The sequence below is a fragment of the Acinetobacter sp. ESL0695 genome (assembly GCF_029392135.1).
Lineage (GTDB): Bacteria > Pseudomonadota > Gammaproteobacteria > Pseudomonadales > Moraxellaceae > Acinetobacter > Acinetobacter pollinis.
In genome coordinates this window covers 232400-255966 of the sequence record NZ_CP113932.1, presented here as the reverse complement: position 1 = coordinate 255966, position 23567 = coordinate 232400, and the positions used below count along the sequence as shown (strand labels likewise).

At 35.5% G+C, this 23567-nt stretch carries 21 protein-coding genes and 1 tRNA gene; 7 read left to right on the top strand and 15 right to left on the bottom strand.

The window, feature by feature from the left end; all coding sequences use genetic code 11:
* Positions 1–5: 5 nt before the first annotated feature.
* From OZX61_RS01175 to OZX61_RS01165, 3 genes are read right to left on the bottom strand one after another with little or no spacing between them, the layout of a single operon-like run.
* Complete coding sequence (locus OZX61_RS01175) at positions 6–2237, bottom strand: TonB-dependent receptor (RefSeq protein WP_277095045.1); 2232 nt, start codon at positions 2235–2237, stop codon at positions 6–8.
* A gap of 26 nt (positions 2238–2263) precedes the next feature.
* Positions 2264–3100: a TonB family protein gene (locus tag OZX61_RS01170; RefSeq protein WP_277095044.1), complete on the bottom strand. Its 837-nt coding sequence runs from the start codon at positions 3098–3100 to the stop codon at positions 2264–2266.
* A 2-nt stretch (positions 3101–3102) separates the two neighbouring features.
* The gene (locus OZX61_RS01165; protein ID WP_277095043.1) at positions 3103–3507 is read right to left on the bottom strand and encodes a biopolymer transporter ExbD; all 405 of its coding nucleotides are present in this window, start codon (positions 3505–3507) and stop codon (positions 3103–3105) included.
* A gap of 280 nt (positions 3508–3787) precedes the next feature.
* Between OZX61_RS01165 and OZX61_RS01160 the strand changes: the two genes are divergently transcribed.
* A tRNA-Thr gene (locus tag OZX61_RS01160) sits at positions 3788–3863 on the top strand.
* A gap of 45 nt (positions 3864–3908) precedes the next feature.
* Here the strand turns inward: OZX61_RS01160 and OZX61_RS01155 are convergent.
* Complete coding sequence (locus OZX61_RS01155) at positions 3909–4229, bottom strand: hypothetical protein (RefSeq protein WP_277095042.1); 321 nt, start codon at positions 4227–4229, stop codon at positions 3909–3911.
* A gap of 239 nt (positions 4230–4468) precedes the next feature.
* Here OZX61_RS01155 and OZX61_RS01150 point away from each other — a divergent pair, with 239 nt between their 5' ends.
* The gene (locus OZX61_RS01150; RefSeq protein ID WP_277095041.1) at positions 4469–5377 is read left to right on the top strand and encodes an EamA family transporter; all 909 of its coding nucleotides are present in this window, start codon (positions 4469–4471) and stop codon (positions 5375–5377) included.
* Here the strand turns inward: OZX61_RS01150 and OZX61_RS01145 are convergent.
* From OZX61_RS01145 to OZX61_RS01125, 5 genes are all read right to left on the bottom strand, one after another.
* Positions 5349–6161: a class I SAM-dependent methyltransferase gene (locus OZX61_RS01145; protein WP_277095040.1), complete on the bottom strand. Its 813-nt coding sequence runs from the start codon at positions 6159–6161 to the stop codon at positions 5349–5351. The two genes, OZX61_RS01150 and OZX61_RS01145, sit on opposite strands and share 29 nt — an antisense overlap.
* Before the next feature lie 41 nt (positions 6162–6202).
* Entirely contained in the window at positions 6203–7501 is a 1299-nt protein-coding gene (locus OZX61_RS01140; protein ID WP_195771257.1) for an FAD-dependent oxidoreductase, read from the bottom strand.
* Between the two features lie 485 nt (positions 7502–7986).
* Entirely contained in the window at positions 7987–9996 is a 2010-nt protein-coding gene (locus OZX61_RS01135; RefSeq protein ID WP_277095039.1) for a TonB-dependent copper receptor, read from the bottom strand.
* 73 nt (positions 9997–10069) lie between these two features.
* Positions 10070–10483: a DUF2946 family protein gene (locus OZX61_RS01130; protein WP_195771259.1), complete on the bottom strand. Its 414-nt coding sequence runs from the start codon at positions 10481–10483 to the stop codon at positions 10070–10072.
* A gap of 168 nt (positions 10484–10651) precedes the next feature.
* Positions 10652–12769 carry a TonB-dependent receptor gene (locus tag OZX61_RS01125; protein WP_277095038.1) on the bottom strand — a complete coding sequence of 706 codons (2118 nt, stop codon included), beginning with the start codon at positions 12767–12769 and terminating at the stop codon, positions 10652–10654.
* A 625-nt stretch (positions 12770–13394) separates the two neighbouring features.
* On the opposite strand from OZX61_RS01125, the gene pstS reads away from it, so the two are divergent.
* The 5 genes from pstS to zupT all read left to right on the top strand — a co-directional run bounded on the left by pstS (position 13395) and on the right by zupT (position 18209).
* Positions 13395–14426, top strand: a complete 1032-nt coding sequence (gene pstS, locus OZX61_RS01120) for a phosphate ABC transporter substrate-binding protein PstS (protein ID WP_277095037.1) — start codon at positions 13395–13397, stop codon at positions 14424–14426.
* A gap of 77 nt (positions 14427–14503) precedes the next feature.
* Complete coding sequence (gene pstC / locus OZX61_RS01115) at positions 14504–15454, top strand: phosphate ABC transporter permease subunit PstC (protein ID WP_195771265.1); 951 nt, start codon at positions 14504–14506, stop codon at positions 15452–15454.
* A gap of 2 nt (positions 15455–15456) precedes the next feature.
* A complete protein-coding gene (pstA, locus tag OZX61_RS01110; RefSeq protein ID WP_277095036.1) occupies positions 15457–16299 on the top strand; it encodes a phosphate ABC transporter permease PstA in 843 nt (280 codons plus the stop codon).
* Between the two features lie 82 nt (positions 16300–16381).
* Positions 16382–17161, top strand: coding sequence for a phosphate ABC transporter ATP-binding protein PstB (gene pstB / locus OZX61_RS01105; RefSeq protein WP_277095607.1), 780 nt, complete (start codon positions 16382–16384; stop codon positions 17159–17161).
* Positions 17162–17414: 253 nt separating this feature from the next.
* The gene (gene zupT, locus OZX61_RS01100) at positions 17415–18209 is read left to right on the top strand and encodes a zinc transporter ZupT (RefSeq protein WP_195771263.1); all 795 of its coding nucleotides are present in this window, start codon (positions 17415–17417) and stop codon (positions 18207–18209) included.
* A 22-nt stretch (positions 18210–18231) separates the two neighbouring features.
* Here zupT and OZX61_RS01095 read toward each other — a convergent pair whose 3' ends face one another.
* From OZX61_RS01095 to OZX61_RS01070, 6 genes are all read right to left on the bottom strand, one after another.
* Positions 18232–19578 (bottom strand): ATP-binding protein, encoded by a 1347-nt coding sequence (locus OZX61_RS01095; protein ID WP_277095035.1) that lies wholly within the window; start codon positions 19576–19578, stop codon positions 18232–18234.
* 82 nt (positions 19579–19660) lie between these two features.
* Positions 19661–20338, bottom strand: a complete 678-nt coding sequence (locus tag OZX61_RS01090; RefSeq protein ID WP_277095034.1) for a response regulator transcription factor — start codon at positions 20336–20338, stop codon at positions 19661–19663.
* Positions 20339–20626: 288 nt separating this feature from the next.
* On the bottom strand, positions 20627–21247 hold the full coding sequence (locus OZX61_RS01085; protein ID WP_277095032.1) for a tetratricopeptide repeat protein: 621 nt from the start codon (positions 21245–21247) through the stop codon (positions 20627–20629).
* 68 nt (positions 21248–21315) lie between these two features.
* Positions 21316–21552, bottom strand: a complete 237-nt coding sequence (locus tag OZX61_RS01080) for a hypothetical protein (protein ID WP_211140184.1) — start codon at positions 21550–21552, stop codon at positions 21316–21318.
* A gap of 296 nt (positions 21553–21848) precedes the next feature.
* The gene (locus OZX61_RS01075) at positions 21849–22418 is read right to left on the bottom strand and encodes a hypothetical protein (protein ID WP_277095031.1); all 570 of its coding nucleotides are present in this window, start codon (positions 22416–22418) and stop codon (positions 21849–21851) included.
* A 46-nt stretch (positions 22419–22464) separates the two neighbouring features.
* A complete protein-coding gene (locus tag OZX61_RS01070; protein ID WP_277095030.1) occupies positions 22465–23529 on the bottom strand; it encodes a DUF475 domain-containing protein in 1065 nt (354 codons plus the stop codon).
* Between the last annotated feature and the right edge of the window lie 38 nt (positions 23530–23567).

The following is a 23567-nucleotide window of genomic DNA, read 5'->3' as shown; positions in this document are numbered from 1 at the left end:
TTTATTTACATTTTTGCAGATAAAGAAATTACAAACGTACGCTCTTCACCAATAATATATTGAGGAGATGAACCTTTAGCTTGTCCGAGAGTTTTAGAGTTTTGTTTTACCGATTTTGCTGATGCTAGATATTCTTTATCAAACAAATTATTTACACCAAAGCTTAGGGTTGCTTCTTTAATAAACTTTTTGTCTACTGGTAAATGTACACCTGCCGAGAAATCAAATACTGTACGACCTGCAATTTTTTCATCATTCGTCATGTCACCATAAAATGGGCCTGTATAATTTCCTTTGAAATCCCATGTCCAACGACTGTCGTCATAACCAAGACCAGCAGTCAGTACATTTTTTGAAGTATTCGGAGATTGCTTGCCACTCGTTGGTAAGGCAACGCCTTTACTCATGACATTGTCTTTTTGTTCAGAGTCTGTATAACTATATGATGTATAATAATTTAAGTTATAAGGTAGCTTTCCACTCCACTCTAACTCTAAGCCTCGAGTATCAACTGTTCCACCATTAATCATAATATCGTCACCGCCGCCATTTTGGCTTGAGAGCTGACGATTTTTATAATGCAGATTAAATAGAGTGGCACTTACTAGCATTTTATCTGTTTGATAGCGCCATCCCAGTTCATTATTTAAACTAATTTCTGGTTTGAGACTTAAAGAATCATCTGCGTTATACAACACATAGTTTTGTGGTGCACGCATATTTTTTGAGATGTTATAGAAAAATTGGTTCTGTTCATTAAGCTGATACTTGGCACTAAAGTTCGGTAAAAGTTCATTATATTTTGCTTGTTTCTGATATGCAGTTGTCGAAAGACTTCCTTTATTTTCACCTTTACGCTGTACACTTTCCCAAGCAAAACCACCTGCTAAAGTGACTTTTGGAGAAACATACCACGTATCTTGCAACCAAATACGCTGTGCAGGTGTGGTCGTAAATTGATTACGCCCTTGTACAATATTTCCTTTTGCATCTACAACTTGATTTGATTCTGCCCAAACATCTGTAGGCACACCATTATTTGCATAAATATAAGGTTGAGTTTGACGCTGACGTGCACGCTCATACCAATATCCCGCCGAAATACTATGCTCGTCTGTTACATCCCATTTTACTTTTGTAGTAATTCCCGGACGCCATGTGGTCGTCATTGATGGTCTATAATATGATGCAGACCCCGTTAAATTGCTTAAGTCATATACATTCGATTTATTTGATGATTTAGATAAAGTACTCGATCCGACGGCACCACCACCGTTACCCCAATAATAGTATGGCTGAATGGTCGCTTTAAGACGTTCACTTAGAATCAAATCTTGTGTAAATGAAATATTTAAATTTTCAAATGGATTACGTGCATATTGATAATATTTTGAACTTGTAGGATCTGATGAGTAGTCTGCTTTATGTCCAGTTGTACCATTTGCTGTGGGTGCCGAGTCATAATCTGCTTTCGTGATGGTATTATACTGATAATTGTTCTGCTTATTATATTTAACAATCAAGCTACTGGTATTACCATTATCTGCTTTATAAAAGGCATTAGCTTCAACTTTATTTCCCTCTAAATCACCAAGGCCTTTCCATTTATCTGCTTCCGTATGAGATGCCGAAAGCCATGCACTAAAATTCCCCATTCTACCTGTTTCTAAACGAGCAAAACTTTTTCTTAAATTATTACTACCAAATTTCTGCTCTACAAATACACCTGCATCACGGTCTGGGCGCTTGGTCACTAAACCAATATTACCGCCACTTGAACCAATATGTGGACCATCTGCTTCAGATGAACCTTGAGTAACAAAAACTTGGCTTACATTTTCAGAGTCGCCGAGCAAGTTAGGATAAACGGCATAATTGCCTGAATCATTAAGTGGAATTCCATCTGCAGATAAACCAATTTGGTCTGCATTCATACCACGCATGCTATAGTTCAGACCACTAATACCTGTCGAGTCATTACTCGCCATTTGCAGACCGGGAACATTTGCAATTTTATCCAGCGCATTCCCTGCACTTGGATTAGTGTTCATAGCTTCTGCTGTAACCACCGAACGTGCTTTGGGTGTATCTTCCTGAACCATTAGGCCACCACCAAGTGATTGACCTTTAACACTGACTGTTCCAACATTAACTGCACTATTTTCTGCATGTGCAACAACTGACATTAAAATAGATACTATCGAAACCGATAACAATTTCTTTTCAAACATTTTCATAGATAATTTCCCTAACGCAGACAACATCAAGGTGCGCTATAGTTTAATGTGGCAATAAATTTTTTCTGACTTTCCCCTGCAAAAGCTTCTGCAGGAAATGGCTCAACTTGCTTAATATTTTGTAAACTTGACAAAGCAGCTCTGTTCAACAACATGCTTTTCGATTTTTCTGAAATTCCTGAATCAAGGACTTTTCCTGAACGATCAACTTGCAACCACACCACTACATTTCCTTCGGGACGATCTAATGATGCTTCCCTACCTGTTGGATAACGCTTTTGCTCTTCAACCGCGGCACGTACTTGTTTCAAGTAACCTGCTTCCGCGCTAGGATTTCCTGCACTATGTACTACTGGAGGTGTTGGCTTTGGCTTTTCCACCACAGGCTCAGCTTTTGGTTTCTCAACAACGTCGGCTTTAGGAGCTTCAACCTTCGGGGTATCTGTCTTTTGCGTAACTTCTGGCGTTGGTTTTTCTACTTCCTTTTCGACTTTCGCCTCAATTTTTGGCTCAACCTTTTTTACTTTTGGTTCAATATTCGGTTTTAGAGGCTCAGGTTTCGGTTTAGGCTGTTCTACCTTCACTTTTGGTTTAGGCTTCACTTGTTCAATCGCATCTTCCACAGGAACATCAGGCTCTGGAGTGGGTGTAGGTATTGGTTCAGGTTGTGTTTGAGGCTCAATCACTTTAGGTGTTGGCTCAGGCAGTGGCTCTGCCAATGAAATCTCTATTGTTTTTTCATCGTATTTCGGCTGAATCTTTAGTGCATCAGGCTGACTCATAAATAATAAATAGGCACCCATAAAAACCGCAGGGCACCAACTTAAAATATGTCTATTTTGATAAACGAAGTATGTGCTCATACTTATGGCTTCCGCGCTGCCAAAGAGACGGAAGTAAAGCCATCGGCACGTAAACGATCCATGACTTGAACAAGTTGCTCTACAGCTACGCCCTTGTCACTGTTAATAATTATTGAAAGATTTTGACTCTGCTGTTTTTGATTTTTTAAATTCTGTAATAACTGATCTACTGTCAGTTTCTGACCATCCAGCTGAATTGTATCTGGCAATAATGTCACTACGGCTTTGGTTTGTGGCTTCAAAGCCTGAGCTGTAGTGGCTGAAGGAAGCTGTGTTTTTAGTCCTTGAGAAGGAATAACATTTAAACTAATTAATACGAAAAACACCAATAGGAACATCATCACGTCAATCATAGGAATGAGTTCTATATGTGGTTTTGCTTTTTTAGATTCACTCCAACTACGCATGAAATAAATACCTTACCATTCGATGATCGACATGGTATCGGCCAATTATTACACTTCGGTGATGAATATATTAAGATAAAATTAATATTCCATAAATTCTCCACTTTATTTAGAGCTATTTTTATTCTTATAAAGTTATTTATAAACAACAACTTAAAATTCATCTTAAAATTAGACCCTAATATTTCTTCTTTTAATCTATCTGAATGTCCTTATTTACTCTATTTGTTTATTTTTTGGCTTGACCTTTAGAAATAATCCTATAGAATAGCGACACGTTGCCGACATAGCTCAGTTGGTAGAGCAACTGACTTGTAATCAGTAGGTCCTCAGTTCGAATCCGAGTGTCGGCACCAACGAATTCTAAAAATCCTCTCTATGCTTTATAGAGAGGATTTTTTTTAATTTAATCCATAACATTTTGATGTTGCAACATTTTGATCTGTTTGTGCATTTGCTGGATAAACAAAGCATAACAAAGATTTTTTACCCTGTTGCAAAGTAAAAATTGGCCCTCGCTCCCCCATTTGAGTGTTGATAATTTTAGCACCATGATTCAAAAAATCAGACATTGGCTTTTGTTGACTATTTAATGTCGTAGGATATTCCAATGCATTCCCTACGACTTTTGCCCCAGTTTCTGGTGGCCACGACATTTGTGCAAAGGTACTTTGAATCCCTAATGCTAAAATCGCAAAACATAAAACTTTTTTATTAAACATATAAATCCCTTAATCTAAGAATATATTTTATATTTATATAAGACTTATTTAATATTTACGAGACAACCTACAATAAAGTAGCAAAAAATAAGAAATAACCAACGTTTCAATACTTTATATTATATAAAAAGATCATAAAAATCATTGTACTAAAATAAAAAAACTTAACGCTTTAAGTTAAATATGCTGTAAATTCTTATATAGGATAAAAAGTAAATATAGAACAAGGAAAGTAAAAAATGGCGATTAAAGATATTTTTTTGGCAATGGTCATTATTTTGGCATGGGGTTTAAATTTTGTCGTTATTAAATTCGGTGTTGCAGATATTCCACCATTTTTACTCGGTGCCTTACGTTTCATATGCGTCGCTTTTCCTGCTATTTTTTTTATTCCTCGCCCACGTATCCCACTTCATCTGCTTGCATTTTATGGGCTTACACTTTGTTTTGGGCAATTTGCTTTACTCTTCTTAGCTATACATCTTGGCATGCCCGCAGGAATTGCTTCATTAGTTCTACAGTCTCAGGCCTTTTTTACAATTTTATTGAGCTATTTATTTTTAAAAGAAGCAATTCATTTACCTCAAATAATAGGTATTTGTGTTGCACTACTTGGGCTAATCACCCTAGCCTCTAGCCAATATATGCAAAATACCCAAACCATTATTCCAGTATTACCGCTTTTCTTCGTGCTCACAGCAGGACTTTCATGGGGTATGGGAAATATCTGTAATAAAGTTATTTTAAAAAATGGTCAGACAAAAACGCTTTCTCTTGTCGCATGGGGTGGATTATTCCCAATTTTTCCCTTTCTTATTTGCTCATTTATATTTGAAGGAAAAACTCAAATAGAACATAGTTTGAGCCATTTTTCTTTTAAAGATGTCATGATTGTAATGTATCTTTCTGTCATTTGCTCTCTTATTGGCTACAGTCTATGGGGTCATTTACTCCACAAATATGAAACATGGAAAGTTGCACCACTTACATTATTGGTTCCTGTTGTTGGTCTAATTTCAGCTTTTATATTTTTAAATGAGGTTTTGTCGATACAGCAATTCATAGGTACATTAATAGTTATTTTAGGGCTATGCATTAACGTTTTTGGCGCACGTATTTTTAAGAAGATTCGGTCGATTTATAACTAACAACTTGCACATAATCTAAAATACCTTCCTTAAATAACAAATGGCATAGTTTTGCGGTGAGCTTAATTTTGATGCCATCTAAACCATGGATATGATTAGATTCTTTTTCTCGTGCTGTAATATAACTTGAAAACCCATCCAATACTGGCTCTGTAAGTATCTGAATATCTGTATGTTGCCAACTAAATTGCTTTAAGACACATTTAAGTTGGTGAGAAGAGTAAATATGATCTAACTTAACATCAGCTAAACCGAGTAAATAGCGATATTTTTTCTTTTGCAGAAAAGAGAGTGATGCCCAACGACTTGTAAATACCAAATAATGAAAACCAAGACGTGTATGACCATGTGTAAATAGTTCAATTGAAGCTAAAAAATGGGGCAAAGCATGATGATACAACGCATCTATACACATAATCGCATCATAATTTGAATTTAAATCTAGTGATTTTAAATTCAAAAATGATCCCTGATATTTATTGATCTGCTTTAGAGCCTTATGCCGACTAAGATGTTGAAAGCATTCTGCTTGTAACTCAACAGCATCAATATGACTTACATTGTACTTTTGTTGCCATAAATTTAAACTTGCGCCCCATCCACAACCTAGGTCAAGTACATAATCATTTGAATTCAAAACGAGAGCATTTGCCAAAGTAATTGCCAGATTTTGGCAAGCTTGAGGATAATCTATCCCCACTTGCCATAAACCCAAATTGGTCCATGGCAACGAAGATGTATCTCCAAGCATCACAGCATTAATTGCATACTTGTGTGAGGGCATTTTAGCTTTCAAATGATCATGCACCAGTCGCTATATTTAGTCTAGTAACCCAATTCAGGTGCAATTTCAACCTTTGGTTTAAGACCAACAAAAGGTAAAGGCGCACCTAAATTTTTTGCAATCTGCATTGCTGATGTCACCGCAGATTCTAAAATTGGTAAACCATCACAAGACCATGAACCACAGAAATAGACTTTACGATCCACTGCTTTCTGACGGCGTTGCAACTCATTATTTAACTCTACAGTTTGCCAATTCACTACAGCACGACTGAGTTTAACAGTAGAAACAATTTTCTTTGGATCAATCGGAGTCACAGGACGCCATGTTTGGAAAACAGCCTCTTTACCCACCAAAGTCGGTTCAACTGCATTCATCCATACAGTAAACTGTTGCTTGGTGAACTTGCGATCCATCATATAACTTAAAACAGACCAATCTTTACGACGTGGAGGCATCACACTTGAATCTGTATGAATGACCAAGTCACCTTCTTCAAATTTAAATTGCTTTAATAACTCAATATCTTCAGCAAATTGCGTTTTATCTAAGAAGTCTTCAAGTTTATTTGTCGGTGTTGCAACAATTGTACGATCGAATAATTGGTGAAAACCTGCTTCATTTTCAACGTAAACTTTCTCGCCTTGAATTTCAACTTTGGTAACTGCTGAACCACTTTGAATATCTACACCTTCAATGAGTTTGTTTACAAATGCAGGCGTACCCCCTTGTAAACGAAGTAGCTGGTCGCCATTGGTCAACTGCTGTAAAAATACCAGTAATGGTTTTGCTGGCCATTCACCAATCGTTTCAGGATTACAAGTACAAATTGTATAGAGTACAGGCATGACTGCACCATGCCAAAATACCTCTTCGATTTCATTTTTATTAATGAATTCAGTTAAAGTAATATCTTGATGCTTAGACTTAAAAAAGCGATAAATGGCACTTTTTAATTGAAGCATGCCTTTCACTAAACGCACACCGTATTGCTGTAATCCCTTACGATTGTTAATAATTGGGAAGTTTCCAATCGGTGCACGCGATGTTGTTAGCCATGTTTCTGTCTTTTCTTCAAACAACCAACTACAAGACATATAGGTACGTACAGGAAAAGTATCAATACCCAAATGAGTTGCAAGGCTTAGCGTATTTTTCCATAAATATGGATTCATCACACGCAAAGGTGCATCAATCATGCCCCCATCAAACTCAATGGTATGACTGTCCATGCCGCGACCAGGAAGTGCTTCAAACACGGTTATATTGTGTCCGGCATCTTTTAGAATTCGTGCAGCAGCAAGTCCTGCCATGCCACTACCAATGACTGCAATATCCAATTTCTTATCCATTTTGAAAAAAGTTTTTTTTATTATGCGTGATAATGACATGAAAAACTTTATTAAAAACTACCATTCTTGGCTGTTATGTATGGTTTTATTAACTTCCAAATGGCTAAGAATCTATAGCACTACAAATAAAAGATAATCCATAGACCATTCAAATGAAGAAAAAGGCTTCTGTTCTTTTATATTTATTTTTAAATACAAACCCATCTAGTCGAAAAAAACCGACCCTTTTTCAGGTCGGGAATGGAAAAAACGTATGAATTATATGAATTTATTTTTAAACTGCACTAACTATTTGATTGAATAATTGTAACTTATTGAGTAATTTCTATAAAATGTATCTTTTTTAAACAGCATTTCAGCACTTTCCATAAAAATTAAAAGACCGTCTCTTCAAACAAACAGCAGAAACGGTCTTCAAACGCTAAACCTTTTAAAAGATTGAGTGAGCGTTTACAGTCATGATAAATAAATACCTAAAACTTCATTTGCAATCTTAACCAATAATTTCGACCAATATTGTTTATTTGCTCTGTTCCAATATTGCCCGCACTTGCGGCGCCTAATTTATTAAGATGCTCAGAGTAGCTTCGGTTAAGTACATTATCTATACCTAATGCCAAATTGAGATCTGTTGTCATTTGATACGTACCATTCAGGGAAAGAATACCAAAACCTCTACTCTCACCTAAATCATAACCCACAACATTTCCTTCATTTTTACTATAGCGATGTTGTGGAGCAACCAATCGCCATAAGGCACCTAGACTGTACTTGTCAGTAACATAATTAAGGTTTATACGTGCTTCAAACGGCGCTATTTGTGGTAATGCTCGATCATTGGTTGTGTTTTCTCCCCAAGCATACATACCACTTACATCAAATTGCAGATGATCAGTAACCGCATAGCCTACCCCCAATTCTCCACCTGCAATTTGTGCATCGATATTGTTAACACTCCGATTGGGTGCATAACGCATTAAAATAAAATCATTCACCTGTCCAACATAGGCAGAGGCCCAGTGTGATAAGGCGCCATGTTTATATTGATACCCTACATCAATCTGTGTTGTCTTTTCTGTTTTCACACCATTAAAAACATCTTTTGAACCAGTTGTATCTAACATCATTGGAGAGAATATTTCCCAATAATCTGGCATGCGCTGTACATGACCTATACCAATATAAGTCTTTGCATTGAGTTCAGGATACTCACTCTCTAAACGTAAAAAACCACTTGGCAGAACAGCGTTTCGCGTTTGATTAAATATTTTAGTTCTAGTACGGAAGTCTTGAACTTGTACGGCATCAAATCTAATACCAGATACAAGCTTTTGTTGAGCTGTAATGTCGTATGTTGCTTCGGAGAATGCACCATAGGACTCAAAAGTCATATTTTTTTGTCTCGGTAAGCTTGTGTACTTCAACCCACCACGGCTTGTATGTGTATTATGCTGACTGTCAACGCCAGTAACTATGCTTAAACGATCCGTCCAAATAGTGGTCAACTCCAAACGACTATTTAATGTTTCACGTGCAACATTCGATAGCATTTTCATTCCTGTAATAGGACGCATACGATAGTTATCCATGACATGATCATTAAAGCTGTAGTTCACTTGCGCATCAATTTTTTGAATAAAACGATTAATATTCTTTTTCTGAACACGTAAACCTAAACTTTCTCTACCGAACTTCGTCCCATCCATACCACGGCCTGCATATGCCACTTCACCATCGGCACGGCCTGCAGTTGCTTCTATCCACGTATTATCATTAGGTGTCCAACCTGCTGCTAAATCAGTATTCCATTTTTCCCAATTTGAATGTACTGATTTTCCATTACCATCTTTATAATTATTTGAAATCGACCTATTTGCATTTACCCTTAAATATTTTGTGCTGTCTCCAATTGCTAGATCTAAATTATGATCCCATCGACCAAAAGAACCCACCACTGTACTTACCTGACCTTCCATATTTTTACCTTCGGGTAAATGTACAGGGCCACGTTCAAACATAACCGTTGCTGCTGATCCAGGATTGGCAAAACGAACTGTTTGAGGGCCTTTGACGACAATAATTTTGTCAAAGCTTTCTGGTGAAATATACGAAGTAGGTGAATCCATACGACCACCACATGCTCCTAGATTTTCAGAACCGTTGATGAGCATTTTTATTCTCGAACCAAACATTCCTCTAAATGTCACATCACTATTTGCCATACCTGAACTTTTAACTGCATTAAAACCCATAATACTTTGTAAATAAGAGGCACCATCTATTGCAGGAATAGGTTGCACAGGCTGCTTAGGATCTTTTATGACGACCAAACCATGAGATTCGTTGCCTTGTTGTGCTGTGAGTACGATGGGAACTAAATGATAAGGTGTGTCCGATGCTGTTTCTGCCAAAGTGTAATTAGAATAAAGCGCAAAAGAGATCGCTACAGTCAATCGCTGTATAAAAAATTTTGAATTCAACATATCTATCTCAAATTTTAGATAAAACAGTGCTATAGGTATTAAAAACACCTATTAAAGTTAAGTTTTCTAGAATTTAAGCAATAGATGGTGGCGCTCGCCCTTGAGGGATTAAAAATAGTCGCTGTAATACAAAATAGATATGCTGAAACGCTTGAGCAAAGGCCAATAACCGAATATTCAGACGTTCGAAGACCTCATCAATACCTAAATCTATAAATGGAATAATATGATTATATACTGTACAAAATGGGCATTGATGAGCAGCATCATGGTGCATTGTTTGAGGATGTTCAGACATCTGCATCGATTTCATATCATGCATATGATGATGTTCTTCACTCGGGCTATTTGAAGCCAGAGCGGTTGTGATTTGCTCACACACTAATGCAACCTGATATTGCTGAGGCAAAAAAGGCTGTAAAAAAACGGCAAGTTGTAAGATGATTGCACCTAATGAAAGGGCTAAACCAGACTTAAACAAGAACATCACTTAAGCAAAATAATTACGAAAATAATAGCATATTTTAGAATATATAATTTAGAAAAATTGGTATTTTTTATTATTTTTCGAATAGTTACTGATTTTAAAAAATTTTATTTATCAGCAAATAAAGAGGAATACGTATTTTAAATACGTACCCCCCATACCCATCACTTAGAACTGATAATTCATTGTTAAAAATACTTCACGAGGGTTACCTGGCGTCACCCAAAGATCTTTTAAGCTAGAGCTATAATAAGTCGTATTGAATGCATTATTTAATGTCATTTGGAAACGCAATTTATCATTTACTTGATAATAACTATTTAGATTAACTAAGGTATATGCGGGTAACTCAAAACCATCATCTGCGACATTCCCAGAACGGGCAGAAACATACTGAATATTGCCCCCTAAACCAACTTTCTGTGAACCAGACTGCCACACATCATACATCGCAAGTAAATTTGCTGTGTGCTTAGGTGTATTCAATAAACGTGCACCTTGTCGAATACCCTGAGATACATCTCCTTTCATTACTGAAGCATCAATGTATGTATATGCAAGTTTAAGATTCAATGCATCAGTCGGTTGAGCTGTTAAATCAAATTCAATACCTCGACTACGCTCCTCTCCCGTCGTAATCATATAAGTACTGTTATTCGTATCAGTTCTTGCTACATTTTCTTTTTCCACGTGGAACACCGACATACTCGATGTTAAGCGATCTTCTAATAATTTCGTTTTAAAGCCGACCTCATACGTCCATGCTTTTTCAGGATCTAAAGGCTGATTCTGAATATTTAAACCTGAATTTAAGTGAAAAGATTGTCCCGCCCCTGCAAAAATAGAAAACTGATCGTTAATAAGATAATTTGTCGCAAACTTAGGACTAAAATGATTAAAATTTCTAGAGCCTGAAATATTTTGTGATGACTCACGATATGATTGTTTGTAAAGGTCAAATCGTCCCCCTAGCGTTACAGACCATTGATCTGTAAATTCCATCATATCACTTACTGAAAGCCCCACATTGGTTTGTTTTTCTACTGGGCTAAATGCTGGTTTAACCGCTGGTGAAGCATGTCCGTAAATAGGGTTATAAATATTGATAATATCTAATGAGTTTGTACCTTTTACACGATATCTCTGTAAGTTATTTACAATGTCTAAATAACTTGCTGTCGTTCCAATAACTACTTGGTTTGGAATCCCCCAAACATTAAATTTACCTAACAAATCATGGTTAAATAAATAGCTTGTGGTTTTATAATCGCGATAACGGCGCTCTCGGTTTAAATCTCCTTGACTATTTAACAATTGATATGCTTCTGAGGAGAACCCTTTCCAGTCATTCTCTTTATAATTCAATGCCATTTGACTGGTCCATTGATCATTCCAAACTTGCTTTATACGTACCTGCTGTAAATAGTCTTTCATGTTCATCAGACCTTCTGATTTTTCACCTAAGAAGCGACTATTTGGAATAACACCCAATTGTTTGTTTTTAGCAAGTACACCACGATCAAATAGACTACGTGTCACAGAATATTCACTATCATAATCAATTTGTGTTTGATCAGAAGGCTGCCAAGTTAACTGTGGTGCGACAAATAATCGATTATTTTTTACATCATCACGGAAGCTGTGGTTGTTTTCATAAGACACTCCCAAACGATATGCAATTGTATCTGTAAGTGCATTTGTACTGTCTATTGCCGCACGATACTGGTCATACGAGCCACCTCTGAGTTCAAGATGATGCTCTGGTTCAAACTTAGGTTTTTTAGTAATAATATTTAATGTACCACCTGGATCTCCTGCACCATACATTGCAGCAGCAGGCCCTTTAAGAAATTCGACCTGCTCAATATTTACCATATCTTTTGCAGCACTAAGCCCTAGATTTGAAAGAATACCGTTTCGTAGACTAGATGCACCAATGGTTTGATCTGTATTAAAACCACGAATTGAATAATTGTCCCATAATCCACCCATTGGATTTAATGCAGAGACACCACTGACTACAGATAAAGTATCACTAATGCGTTGAGCATTAATATCCTTTAAAACATTTTGACTTACTACATCAACCTTCTGAGAAGACTTCATAGGGTCTACATCAAACTTCGTTGCTACAGATGACTTTTTCCCTAAATAAGGAAGTGTATTGTCTTTTGATGAAACCTTTATGGTAGAGAGCGTTTCAACTGCACTTTGCTCTTGTGCATTAGAAATTGTACTGACAAATAAAAGAGATAAAGGAACAACCCCAAGAGAAAAAATCTTCATGCGACAACAACACTCAAACAAACCGTTATGTTATAACATTATTACATAATAGTTATTCTTGATTTATATTTTCTAAATATAATTAAGTCATAATCTATACTATTTACTATCTAGCTTATGCTTTTTTGCAAAAAAATAAATATGAATGATATAAAACATGACAAATTCATCTTTTTTTAATAAAAGTGAAATCCTCATTAAATCTAAATTTGTTAATGTTAAATATTTCTATAAATTTATGCACAGAATATTTGTATAATTTTCACTCATAATTATGATAACTATCTGTAACCTACAATACTATATTAATATATTTTATGAATAAATAGACAAGTAAGTATTTTTTTCAGTCCAAACTATTATTCATTTATACCTTATAAATAAACAAGATAAACTCATTATAAAAATGAATCAAATCAATATTAAATAGAACTTAATTTATTCATATTTTTTTACGATTTATAATTATATAAGATATTGTTTTTAAAAGACTATTTAGTAATAAAACTAAAATATTTCCGTCATATGAGTGTCATAAATGTCTCTTAATTTATAGTCAGTTTCGTCTAATACGCATCTATATTTTTAGCAAATATAGGTTATCAAAACTTGGGGAATCTCATCCATGGCATATCGCACAACAAAACTATTTAAGTCATCATTAATGGCTCTAGTGGCACCTTTAGCACTTTCAATTTCTGTTGCGCATGCTGCTGAAATCACAGGTGCAGGATCAACTTTTGTTTATCCAGTACTTTCAAAATGGTCTGCGGCCTACAATACAAAAACAGGCAATAAAGTAAATTACCAGTCTATTGGTTCAGGTGGTGGGATCGCACAAATTAAAGCGGGTACAGTCACATTTGGTGCTTCAGATATGCCTCTGACTCCTCAAGAATTAAACACTGCTGGTCTAAAACAGTTCCCTGTAATTGTTGGCGGTGTTGTACCTGTCGTAAATATTGAAGGTGTTGCACCTGGTGCTTTACAACTTACAGGTCCTGTATTGGCAGATATTTTCTTAGGAAAAATTACCAAATGGGATGATCCTGCCATTCAAAAACTTAATCCAAAATTAAAACTGCCGAACCAACGTGTTTCTGTTGTTCATCGCTCTGATGGTTCAGGTACAACATTTAACTGGGCGAACTACCTTTCAAAAGTAAGTCCAACATGGAAAACAAAAGCTGGTGAAGGTACATCTATTTCTTGGCCAACAGGTGTAGGCGGCAAAGGGAATGAAGGTGTCGCTGCATACGTTAAACAAATTAAAGGCTCTATTGGCTATGTAGAACTTGCATATGCCTTACAAAACAAAATGAGTTATACCGCTTTACAAAATAAAGCAGGTAAATTTGTTCAACCAAGCACCAATACGTTCCAAGCAGCAGCAGCAGGTACAAACTGGAATCAAAACCCAGATTTCTACAATATTATTACCAATGCACCAGGTGAAAACTCTTGGCCAATTACAGCAACAACATTTGTAATTATGCATAAAGTACCAAAATCTGCGAATGAAAGCCGTGAAGCATTGAACTTTTTCAAATGGTCTTTAGAGAATGGACAAGCAGATGCAAAAGCACTTGATTATATTCCTTTACCAAACAACTTAGTGAAGGAAATCGAGGGCTATTGGTCGAAGAACATCAAGTAATTCATGCAAGTTATCTCCCTAAATCCAGCAAATTGATTTGTTGGATTTATTTCTTTTAAAAATGAAGCTCTTCGATGATGAAACAAAATAGTAATACAGATCTAAAAGATCAACGCAACGATAAACTTTTTCACTATACCGTCAAAAGCTGTGCTCTTTTTGTTCTTCTGATTATGCTTGCTGCTTCTTTCTCAATGATTTGGGGAGGTAAAGAAGCATTTCAAACATTTGGCACCTCATTTGTATGGAACAGCGCATGGGATCCTGTGAGTAAGCAATTTGGCGCTCTTGTCCCTATTTACGGTACATTGGTCACATCGTGTATCGCAATGATCATTGCTGTTCCGGTCAGCTTTGGTATTGCAATTTTTATCACTAATCTTGCACCGAATTGGTTAAAAACACCCATATCAACTGCAATTGAATTATTAGCTGGGATCCCATCCATTATTTACGGTATGTGGGGTCTATTTGTATTTGTACCTTTCATGGCAGACCACGTTTATCCATGGGTAGATGAACATATGGGCGCTTTACCTTTGATTGGTCAACTTTTCCAAGGCCCTCCTATTGGCCTAGGTATGCTTACTGCAGGTATTGTACTGAGTATTATGATTATTCCTTTTGTATCTTCTATTATGCGAGAGGTTTTTTCTACTGTGCCAACACCACTCATTGAATCTGCCTATGCAGTTGGGAACACCACCTGGGAAGTCATTTGGGATATCGTTTTACCTTATACTCGATCTTCTGTACTTGGTGGTATTTTCTTAGGCTTAGGTCGTGCACTTGGTGAAACCATGGCAGTTACCTTTGTCCTTGGAAATGCACATCAACTCAGTATTTCTTTACTCCAGCCTGGAAACTCAATCTCTGCAACCATTGCCAATGAATTTACTGAGGCAGATTCAAGTCTCTACTTATCTTCATTACTGGCATTAGGATTTATCCTATTTGTTGTTACATTCATTGTACTTGCTTTAGCAAGATTCATGTTAGGCCGTTTGGCTCGTCGTGAGGGAGCATAATTATGTCAAATATGCTTTGGAAAACTCGACAAATTAAAAATATTCTTGCAAAAGTGTTCTCACTCATCACTGCAATTATCGGACTCTTTTGGCTTGTGTGGATTCTATGGACCACTCTCATCAATGGCTTACCTGCACTTAATTTAAATTTAATCACCGCCATGACACCACCACCAGGTGAATCGGGTGGTCTGCTTAATGCAATTGTCGGTAGCATTATTATGAGTGCTATTGCCATTTTTGTGGGAACACCCGTTGGTATTGCTGCTGGAACATACTTATCTGAATATGCACGAGATACAAAACTTGGTTTTTGTATTCGATTCATTAACGATATTTTGCTCTCTGCACCTTCTATAGTAATTGGACTCTTTGTGTATGAGATTATGGTAAGACGCATGGGACACTTCTCTGCCCTTGCAGGCTCAGTTTCTCTCGCATTCTTGGTTTTACCTGTTGTCGTACGTACCACAGATGAAATGCTACAGCTTGTACCAAATACCATGAGAGAAGCCGCACAAGCACTCGGTATCCCTCGCTGGAAAATTGTCAATCAAGTGCTATATAGAGCAGCTATGTCAGGCATTATCACAGGGGTATTGCTCGCACTGGCACGAATTTTAGGTGAAACAGCACCGCTTTTATTTACTGCACTTAACAATCAATATTGGTCGACAGACATTATGCAACCAATGGCAAATGTACCTGTTGTTATTTTCCAATATGCAATGAGCCCTTATGATGACTGGCACGCACTGGCTTGGGCAGGTGCATTGGTTATGACGCTCTTTGTTCTTATTTTAGGCATCATTTCACGTTCACTCTTAGTGAAAAAGGAGAAATAAGATGGATATTAAAGAAGCCATTCTAGGCAACCCTCATCAATCTACCTCTACGCCTCATCATTCAGATATCACACTCGATTTTATGAATAAAACAGCACCTAAACCAGAAAAAGCAAAGTTAGATGTTCGTAATCTAAACTTTTACTATGGCGACACTCAAGCACTTAAAAACATTAATATGGTTATTCCTGAGCATCGTGTGACGGCGCTTATTGGTCCATCAGGCTGTGGGAAATCTACCCTATTGCGTATCTTTAATCGTATTTATGATATTTATCCCAAACTACGTGCAGAAGGTGAAATTTTTTTCGAAGGGAAAAATATTCTTAAAGACCAAATTTCAATTAATCAGCTTCGCGCAAAAATTGGAATGGTCTTTCAAAAACCTGTCCCTTTCCCAATGACAATTTATGAAAACATTGCCTATGCAATCCGTCATTATGAAAAGCTTTCTAAATCAGACATGAATGATCGTGTAGAAAAAGCATTACGTGACGGAGCACTTTGGGATGAAGTAAAAGACAAACTGCATAAAAGTGCTTTAGGTTTATCAGGCGGTCAGCAACAACGATTATGTATTGCACGTGCTGTTGCACTTAAACCAGAGGTTCTCTTATTAGATGAACCCACATCTGCATTAGATCCAATTTCAACAGCAAAAATTGAGCAACTCATTGAAGAGCTTAAACAACAATACTCTGTTCTTATTGTAACGCATAACATGCAACAAGCAGCCCGTATATCGGACTATACTGGTTTTATGTTTATGGGTGAATTAATTGAGCTAGATCATTCAAACAATATATTTACTAACCCACAAAAACAACAAACAGAAGACTACATCACTGGTCGCTTCGGATAAGTACAATTTTCAAGGAGAAAGTAAGAAAAATTCTTTCTCCTTTTTTATTTTCTTATTTGGTCTATCTTATAAACACAATATCCAATCATCATAAAAGTTATTTCCTCTAATAAAACTTCCCTATTCTCTTGTTTTAAACTTTTATATTTTTCTAATTCCGATTACCTTAGTGATAACCATTCAAAGTGATTTATTTTGGGCTAGATCCATCTAAGTCACTTACAATAATTATTCAGATGAGGGTAAATTTACATTGGATAGTCAGATCTTAGTGGCTTTTTTAGTCACAATTATTGCAAGCTTAGCAACCGTCATTGGAGGAGTACTGGTCTGTTTTTTCAAACAGCCTAGTCCTCGATTACTTTCTTTTGGCTTAGCATTTGCAGCAGGTGCAATGGTTTATATTTCTTTAACGGAAATCTTAAATAAATCAATTGAGTCATTCTCAAATGTCTATCCTGAAAATATAGGCTATAGTTTCGCAACGTTTGCCTTTTTGGGCGGCCTCGTCTTGGTATTAATTTTAGATAGAGTGATTCCCAATCCTCATGATGGATTAGAAGAAAAATCCTCTCAGGCATTAAATACAAAACAAATTATGCGAACAGGCTTATTAACTATGTTTGCAATTACAGCACATAACTTACCTGAAGGATTAGCTACTTTTTTTGCAACACTAGATAGCCCAACTGTAGGTGCTCCATTGGCATTGGCAATTGCTATACACAATATTCCTGAAGGTATTGCAATTGCACTCCCTGTATATATTGCAACACAAAATAAACTTTATGCAGTGGCCGCAAGCTTTGTTTCAGGCCTTGCAGAACCCATCGGTGCATTACTCGGATATATCTTTTTAGCCCCTTATTTAAATGATTTGGTCTATGGTATCGTATTCGGCATTATTGCAGGTGTGATGGTGTACTTAGCTTTAGATGAACTATTACCGACTGCAAAAAAATATGCCAAAGGTCATGAAACTGTATATGGTTTGGTTATTGGTATGTCAGCTCTAGCTATTAGTCTAGTTGCATTTAAATTTGCATAAATCAATTTTAAAACAGGTAAATCTAAATAGATTTACCTGTCTGTAAAGCCGTGTCATTAGGCAATACATTTTTATTTTTAAACATTACTTTCGCATTCAATCCACTTAAAATCGCTGAATCTGTAAAAGACAGTTGACCATCTATGAGTTTCAATGCTGCCTCAACAATAGATAATCCTAAACCACTACCTACAACTTGATGCTGAGTACTTTCTAAGCGGACAAATCGCTCCTTTACTTTCTTTAGATTGCTCTCATCAATGCCAGGGCCTGCATCGTGAAACTCTACAGTTGTATGCGAATGATCTGCATAAACTTTTATTAAAATTTGACCATTGGTACGATTATACTTGATAGCATTATCAATTAAATTTAAAAAAATTGTTTCTAAAATAGACTGCGTTGCCCAGACAAACACTTCTTCATAATGATCGACAACAAATTGCATTTGAATATTTTTTTCTTTTGCACTTATCGATAGCTGATTTAAAGCAGTTCGTAATACATCTACTACATTCATCTGCTCTAATTCATTTACAGCCATGTCATCTTGATGCGCCAATTTCATAAGCTGATCGACCAAACGAATCATTCGCTGTAAGCTTAGTCTTAAATCCACCATATTTTCATCGTATTGAGCTGTATTTTGCTTGAGCTTAGATAACAAATTTGTTTGTAAATTAATCGCCGTTAATGGCGTTCTTAGCTCATGTGCAGCATTGGCAACAAATGATTTTTGCTGAGTTTGTGCTTCTTCTATTCGCTTAAATAAATAATTTAACTCATTAATTGCAGGTGAGATCTCAGCAGGCAGTTGCTGAACATGAATGGGTGATAAATCAGAGGGATGTCTTACTGAAAAAATCTCTTTAAGTGTAAATAAAGGACGTAAATGTCTCTGGATTAATTTATATAAACCCAAAATACCAAAAGGTACAAAAAATAAATAAGGCAATAGCATATTAATGGCCAACTCTTTTGCAAGGTTGACACGTACATGATTCAGTTGACTAATTTGAATTTGTTTATCACCAATCGGTTTGACATAGATGATGAGTGTTCCACGTGATGTTTTCTGTCTTTTGACGTAGCTTTTATCACTGTATGGCATGAGATAACCGCCAGTCAATCCAGATTGTTGCAGATGGTCTTTGGCAACGATATCAATAAAAAAATCAACTTCTCCATAATGACGTTTTGGATTAAATGTCGATGTCCTTAACGTCGGATTATTTTGCTCTAAAAAGTAAGCCATATGTTCCATTTGGCTATTAATGACTTCTTGAGACTCTTCAAGAGCAATACGATAAGCTGCAAACCCAATGACAACCAACAGCAATATACTGAAGATAGAAATTGACCATGACATCTGAGTACTTAATGATTTTTGTTGATACATCCTACGTACTGAGCTGCATAAACGATGTATATACATGTTAAAAAACTTCAGTTTAGTCGATACTGCCTACACAATATCCTAACCCACGTACTGTTCGGATACTTTTTTTGCCTAGTTTGGCTCTTAAATTATGGATATGTACCTCAATAGTATTACTTTGCACATCATCACTCCAACGATATAGTTTTTGTTCAAGCATTTCTCTGGAGAAAATCTGATTTGGATACATCATCATGGGTTCTAAAATCGTCCACTCTTTTACAGATAAAGAAACTGGATGACCTTCTTTAAATAATCGATGTGTACTCGGATACATCACCAAATCACCCACGCTAAAGCTGATTTCTTCACGTGTATAATTTGAGCTACGTCGAATTACAACCTCCATTCTCGCTAAAAGCTCATCAAAATCGAATGGCTTAACCATATAGTCGTCTGCACCTAATTTCAAACCTTGAACCTTGTCCACTGTTTGATCTCGTGCACTAATAATAATGACACCTGTTTTATTCAGTTCTGCTTTATCTCGAATATGCTTTAGTACCGACATACCTTCAAGCTCTGGTAAGCCAAGATCGAGTAAAATGAGATTATAGGTATGATTAAACAAGTAATCTAAAGCTTCAAGACCTGTTCTTGCCCAATCGACTTGGTAGTTTTCGTGCTCTAGAAGCTGAAAAGTTGTCTTCCCGATCATCAGATCATCTTCTACGAATAAAACTCTTAACACACTCACCTTCCCAAAAATAAAGATAGATCCAGTAATCTTAAAATTTAATATAAAACAAACACGAAGGATTGATAAAATATTATGCTATAAAATTAACTAAAAATATAAATAATTTTAAATAAGTCACAAAATATAAAAAATGTTTATATTAAATAGAGATAATCTTAAAAATATAAAACTTATATTAAGAAAATCTTAGGATTTACTTCATAGATGAATATAAAATAGAGTATATAATTTAACGTAAAAAATATTTTAAATGATTTCAATCACACATGATTATTCATTCTAATTTGATGATGAGTGAACTTCTAATTTAGCTTGATCAAAACCTTGTTCTGCTGCAGCATTAAACCAAACATAGGCATTCATATAACTTTGTTCAACACCAAGACCATTTTTATACATTAAACCCAGATTATATTGTGCTTGGTCTAAACCTTGTTTCGCTGCCTGATATAACCAATAAAAAGCTTGCTGATAATTTTGCTGTACACCTAAACTCGTAATGTACATCATGGCTAAACTATTTTTTGCGATTGCCAGATCTTGATCTGCTGCTTGTTTAAACCAGAAGAACGCATGGTCATAACTCTGTGCTGTACCTAAACCATCTTTATACATTAATCCTAAATGGTATTGAGCTTGATCAAATCCTTGTTCAGCCGCTTTATAAAACCAATCAAAAGCTTTGCCATAGTTCTGTATAACGCCTAACCCTTCTTTATACATCGATCCAAGATTATATTGCGCTTGATCAAAACCTTTTTCTGCAGCCTTATAAAACCATCCAAAAGCTTTAGAGTAATCTTGTTCAATATCAATACCATCTCGGTAGGAGACACCTAAATTGTATTGACCAATGACATTTCGGCTGCAGTAAAGATCAAATATATTTTTCTTATTCATATGTAATTCCATTTAAAAATTTCTAGTTTTATATATTTATTATTCTTATTTTTCCGTATTTTTTTATTTCAAACTGAAACAATAAGTTTCGTTCTCCATGAATATTTTTTCCATGCCCATAGATTACCTGTGTGCCCATCTAAATAAATTTTAGTGTCTCTATGTACTGCTTGAGAGTTTGTGATAGAAGGTTTTTCATCTGAGAAAACAAATAAAAACTCACCATTAATTGCTTGTATATAAGCTTTACTTTTTGTAATAAGTACAGGATATGTTTTTAAATCTATTTGTCTAGTTTCACTCATATATTCTACCTTTATTAGTTTATTTTCAAATACAACCTAAATCATAAAATATAATAAATTAAAATAAACTTCAATATTACTCAAATAGACAAAAATAATATTTTTAAAAAAATAAAAAATATTATCTATATATATTAGCAATTTATATCACATATTTTTAAAATACCAAAGAAAAAATAAAATAAGTTAAATATACGATAAATAATTCATATTTTATAAGTTAAATCTATCTAAAATAAAAACAAAGATATATATACTTCTCATGTTTCTTAAAAAAATCTCATTCAAAAATTGATTTATTTTTTATTGTGATTATTTATAGAGATCTGATTTTTTATGCTATGCAATATTTTCATACGAATCAAACCACTTATCGGTCTAATCAAGTACCAATATATTCTAAATCTTTTTAATGCATACGTATCTAGGCAATGGATACGCGTTTCAGTCGTTAATAATACTTCTTTTTCATTTACTTTTTTTACATTAAAGATAAGAAGTAACTTTGCGTAATGAGGCTTTTTAAAGTCTAAGAAATCACTATTTTCCTCAATTATGAATTGCCCATAATTAAGTTTCCAAAATTTGCCAATTAGACCATAGATCTGCTCATTGCTGTTATGCTCAAGCTTTATAAAATTATGCATATTAAAATGCGCTACTGGAACATTCTTATAGATACCAAGACGATTTAAAAATCGCATAGGGATTTCACGTAGCAAAATCATCATACGAAAAAATGAATCATCGATGGAATCGTAACTATCAATAGTATCTTGTACTTCTTGTATGGAGGCTTCAATAATAATTTGATGTTTTTCATGAAATTGATAGTTCGATAGATATTTATTAGCTAAACTCATCATTACATGCCCTTTAATAGATTGAATAGCCTTCTATGTTGATTAAATATTATTTATTTTGACTCATTTGTTGTTTTCTATAAGAAATAGATGAAAGTGCTGACCATCCAATAAAGAATATACCAATCAATCCTGTAATAATTTCTGAAATATGAAGTCCTGTGCCACCAGAAATCATAATGAATGCCAATGCACCAATGGCATAATGTGCACCATGCTCTAAATAAATATAGGCATCTAATGTACCTTTATCAACCAAATATACAGTAAGAGAGCGAACAAACATCGCACCAATTGCTAAACCAATCATAATGGTGACAACGTCAGTCGTAACTGCAAATGCTCCTAGTACACCATCAAAGCTAAAGGAAGCATCTAAAATTTCTAGATATAAGAATCCTCCCATACCACCTTTAACGACGGTTTTTCCTAAGTTTATATTTTCATGGTCATGAGAGTTACTTTCCAATAAACCACTCACCACTTGCACCCCCACATACACCATAATTCCCCATAATCCTGCCATGGTTACACTATGATGTGCTGCACCTGTTACATACTCACTCATAATCATGAGGCAAGCAATAGCGATAAAAATTGATATAGCAGGTGCACGACCCAAGCTAGCTAAATGCGCTTCAATCCACTTAAACCAATGGGTATCTTTATTTTGGTCGAAAATAAAATTCAGAAAAACGAGAAGAAGGAACATACCACCAAATGCAACAATTTCGGCATGATGCAATGTTAATTGTTGAGCATATTCGACAGGATTATTTAAAGCGAGATGTGCAACATCCACCATAGACATATTGGCAGTAAAACTGACAATCAATAATGGAAAAATAAGTCGCATACCAAAAACAGCAACTAGAATACCTACAGTAAGAAATAATTTTTTCCAGAAGGGGTTCCAATGCTTTAATACAGAAGCATTTACAACAGCATTATCAAACGATAAAGAAACTTCCATGACAGCAACAAGCATTGTAATTGCGAGGACTTTTAGCATACTTGCTATGCCTGCATTTGGACCGTGTGTGTATCCCCAATATGCAGAGACTAGAAGACATATCAATGTAAAAAGAATTGAGAATCGGAAGTGCTTTAACATGATAAAGTCCTTTAGCTAGCATAAAACCAACGATTCAT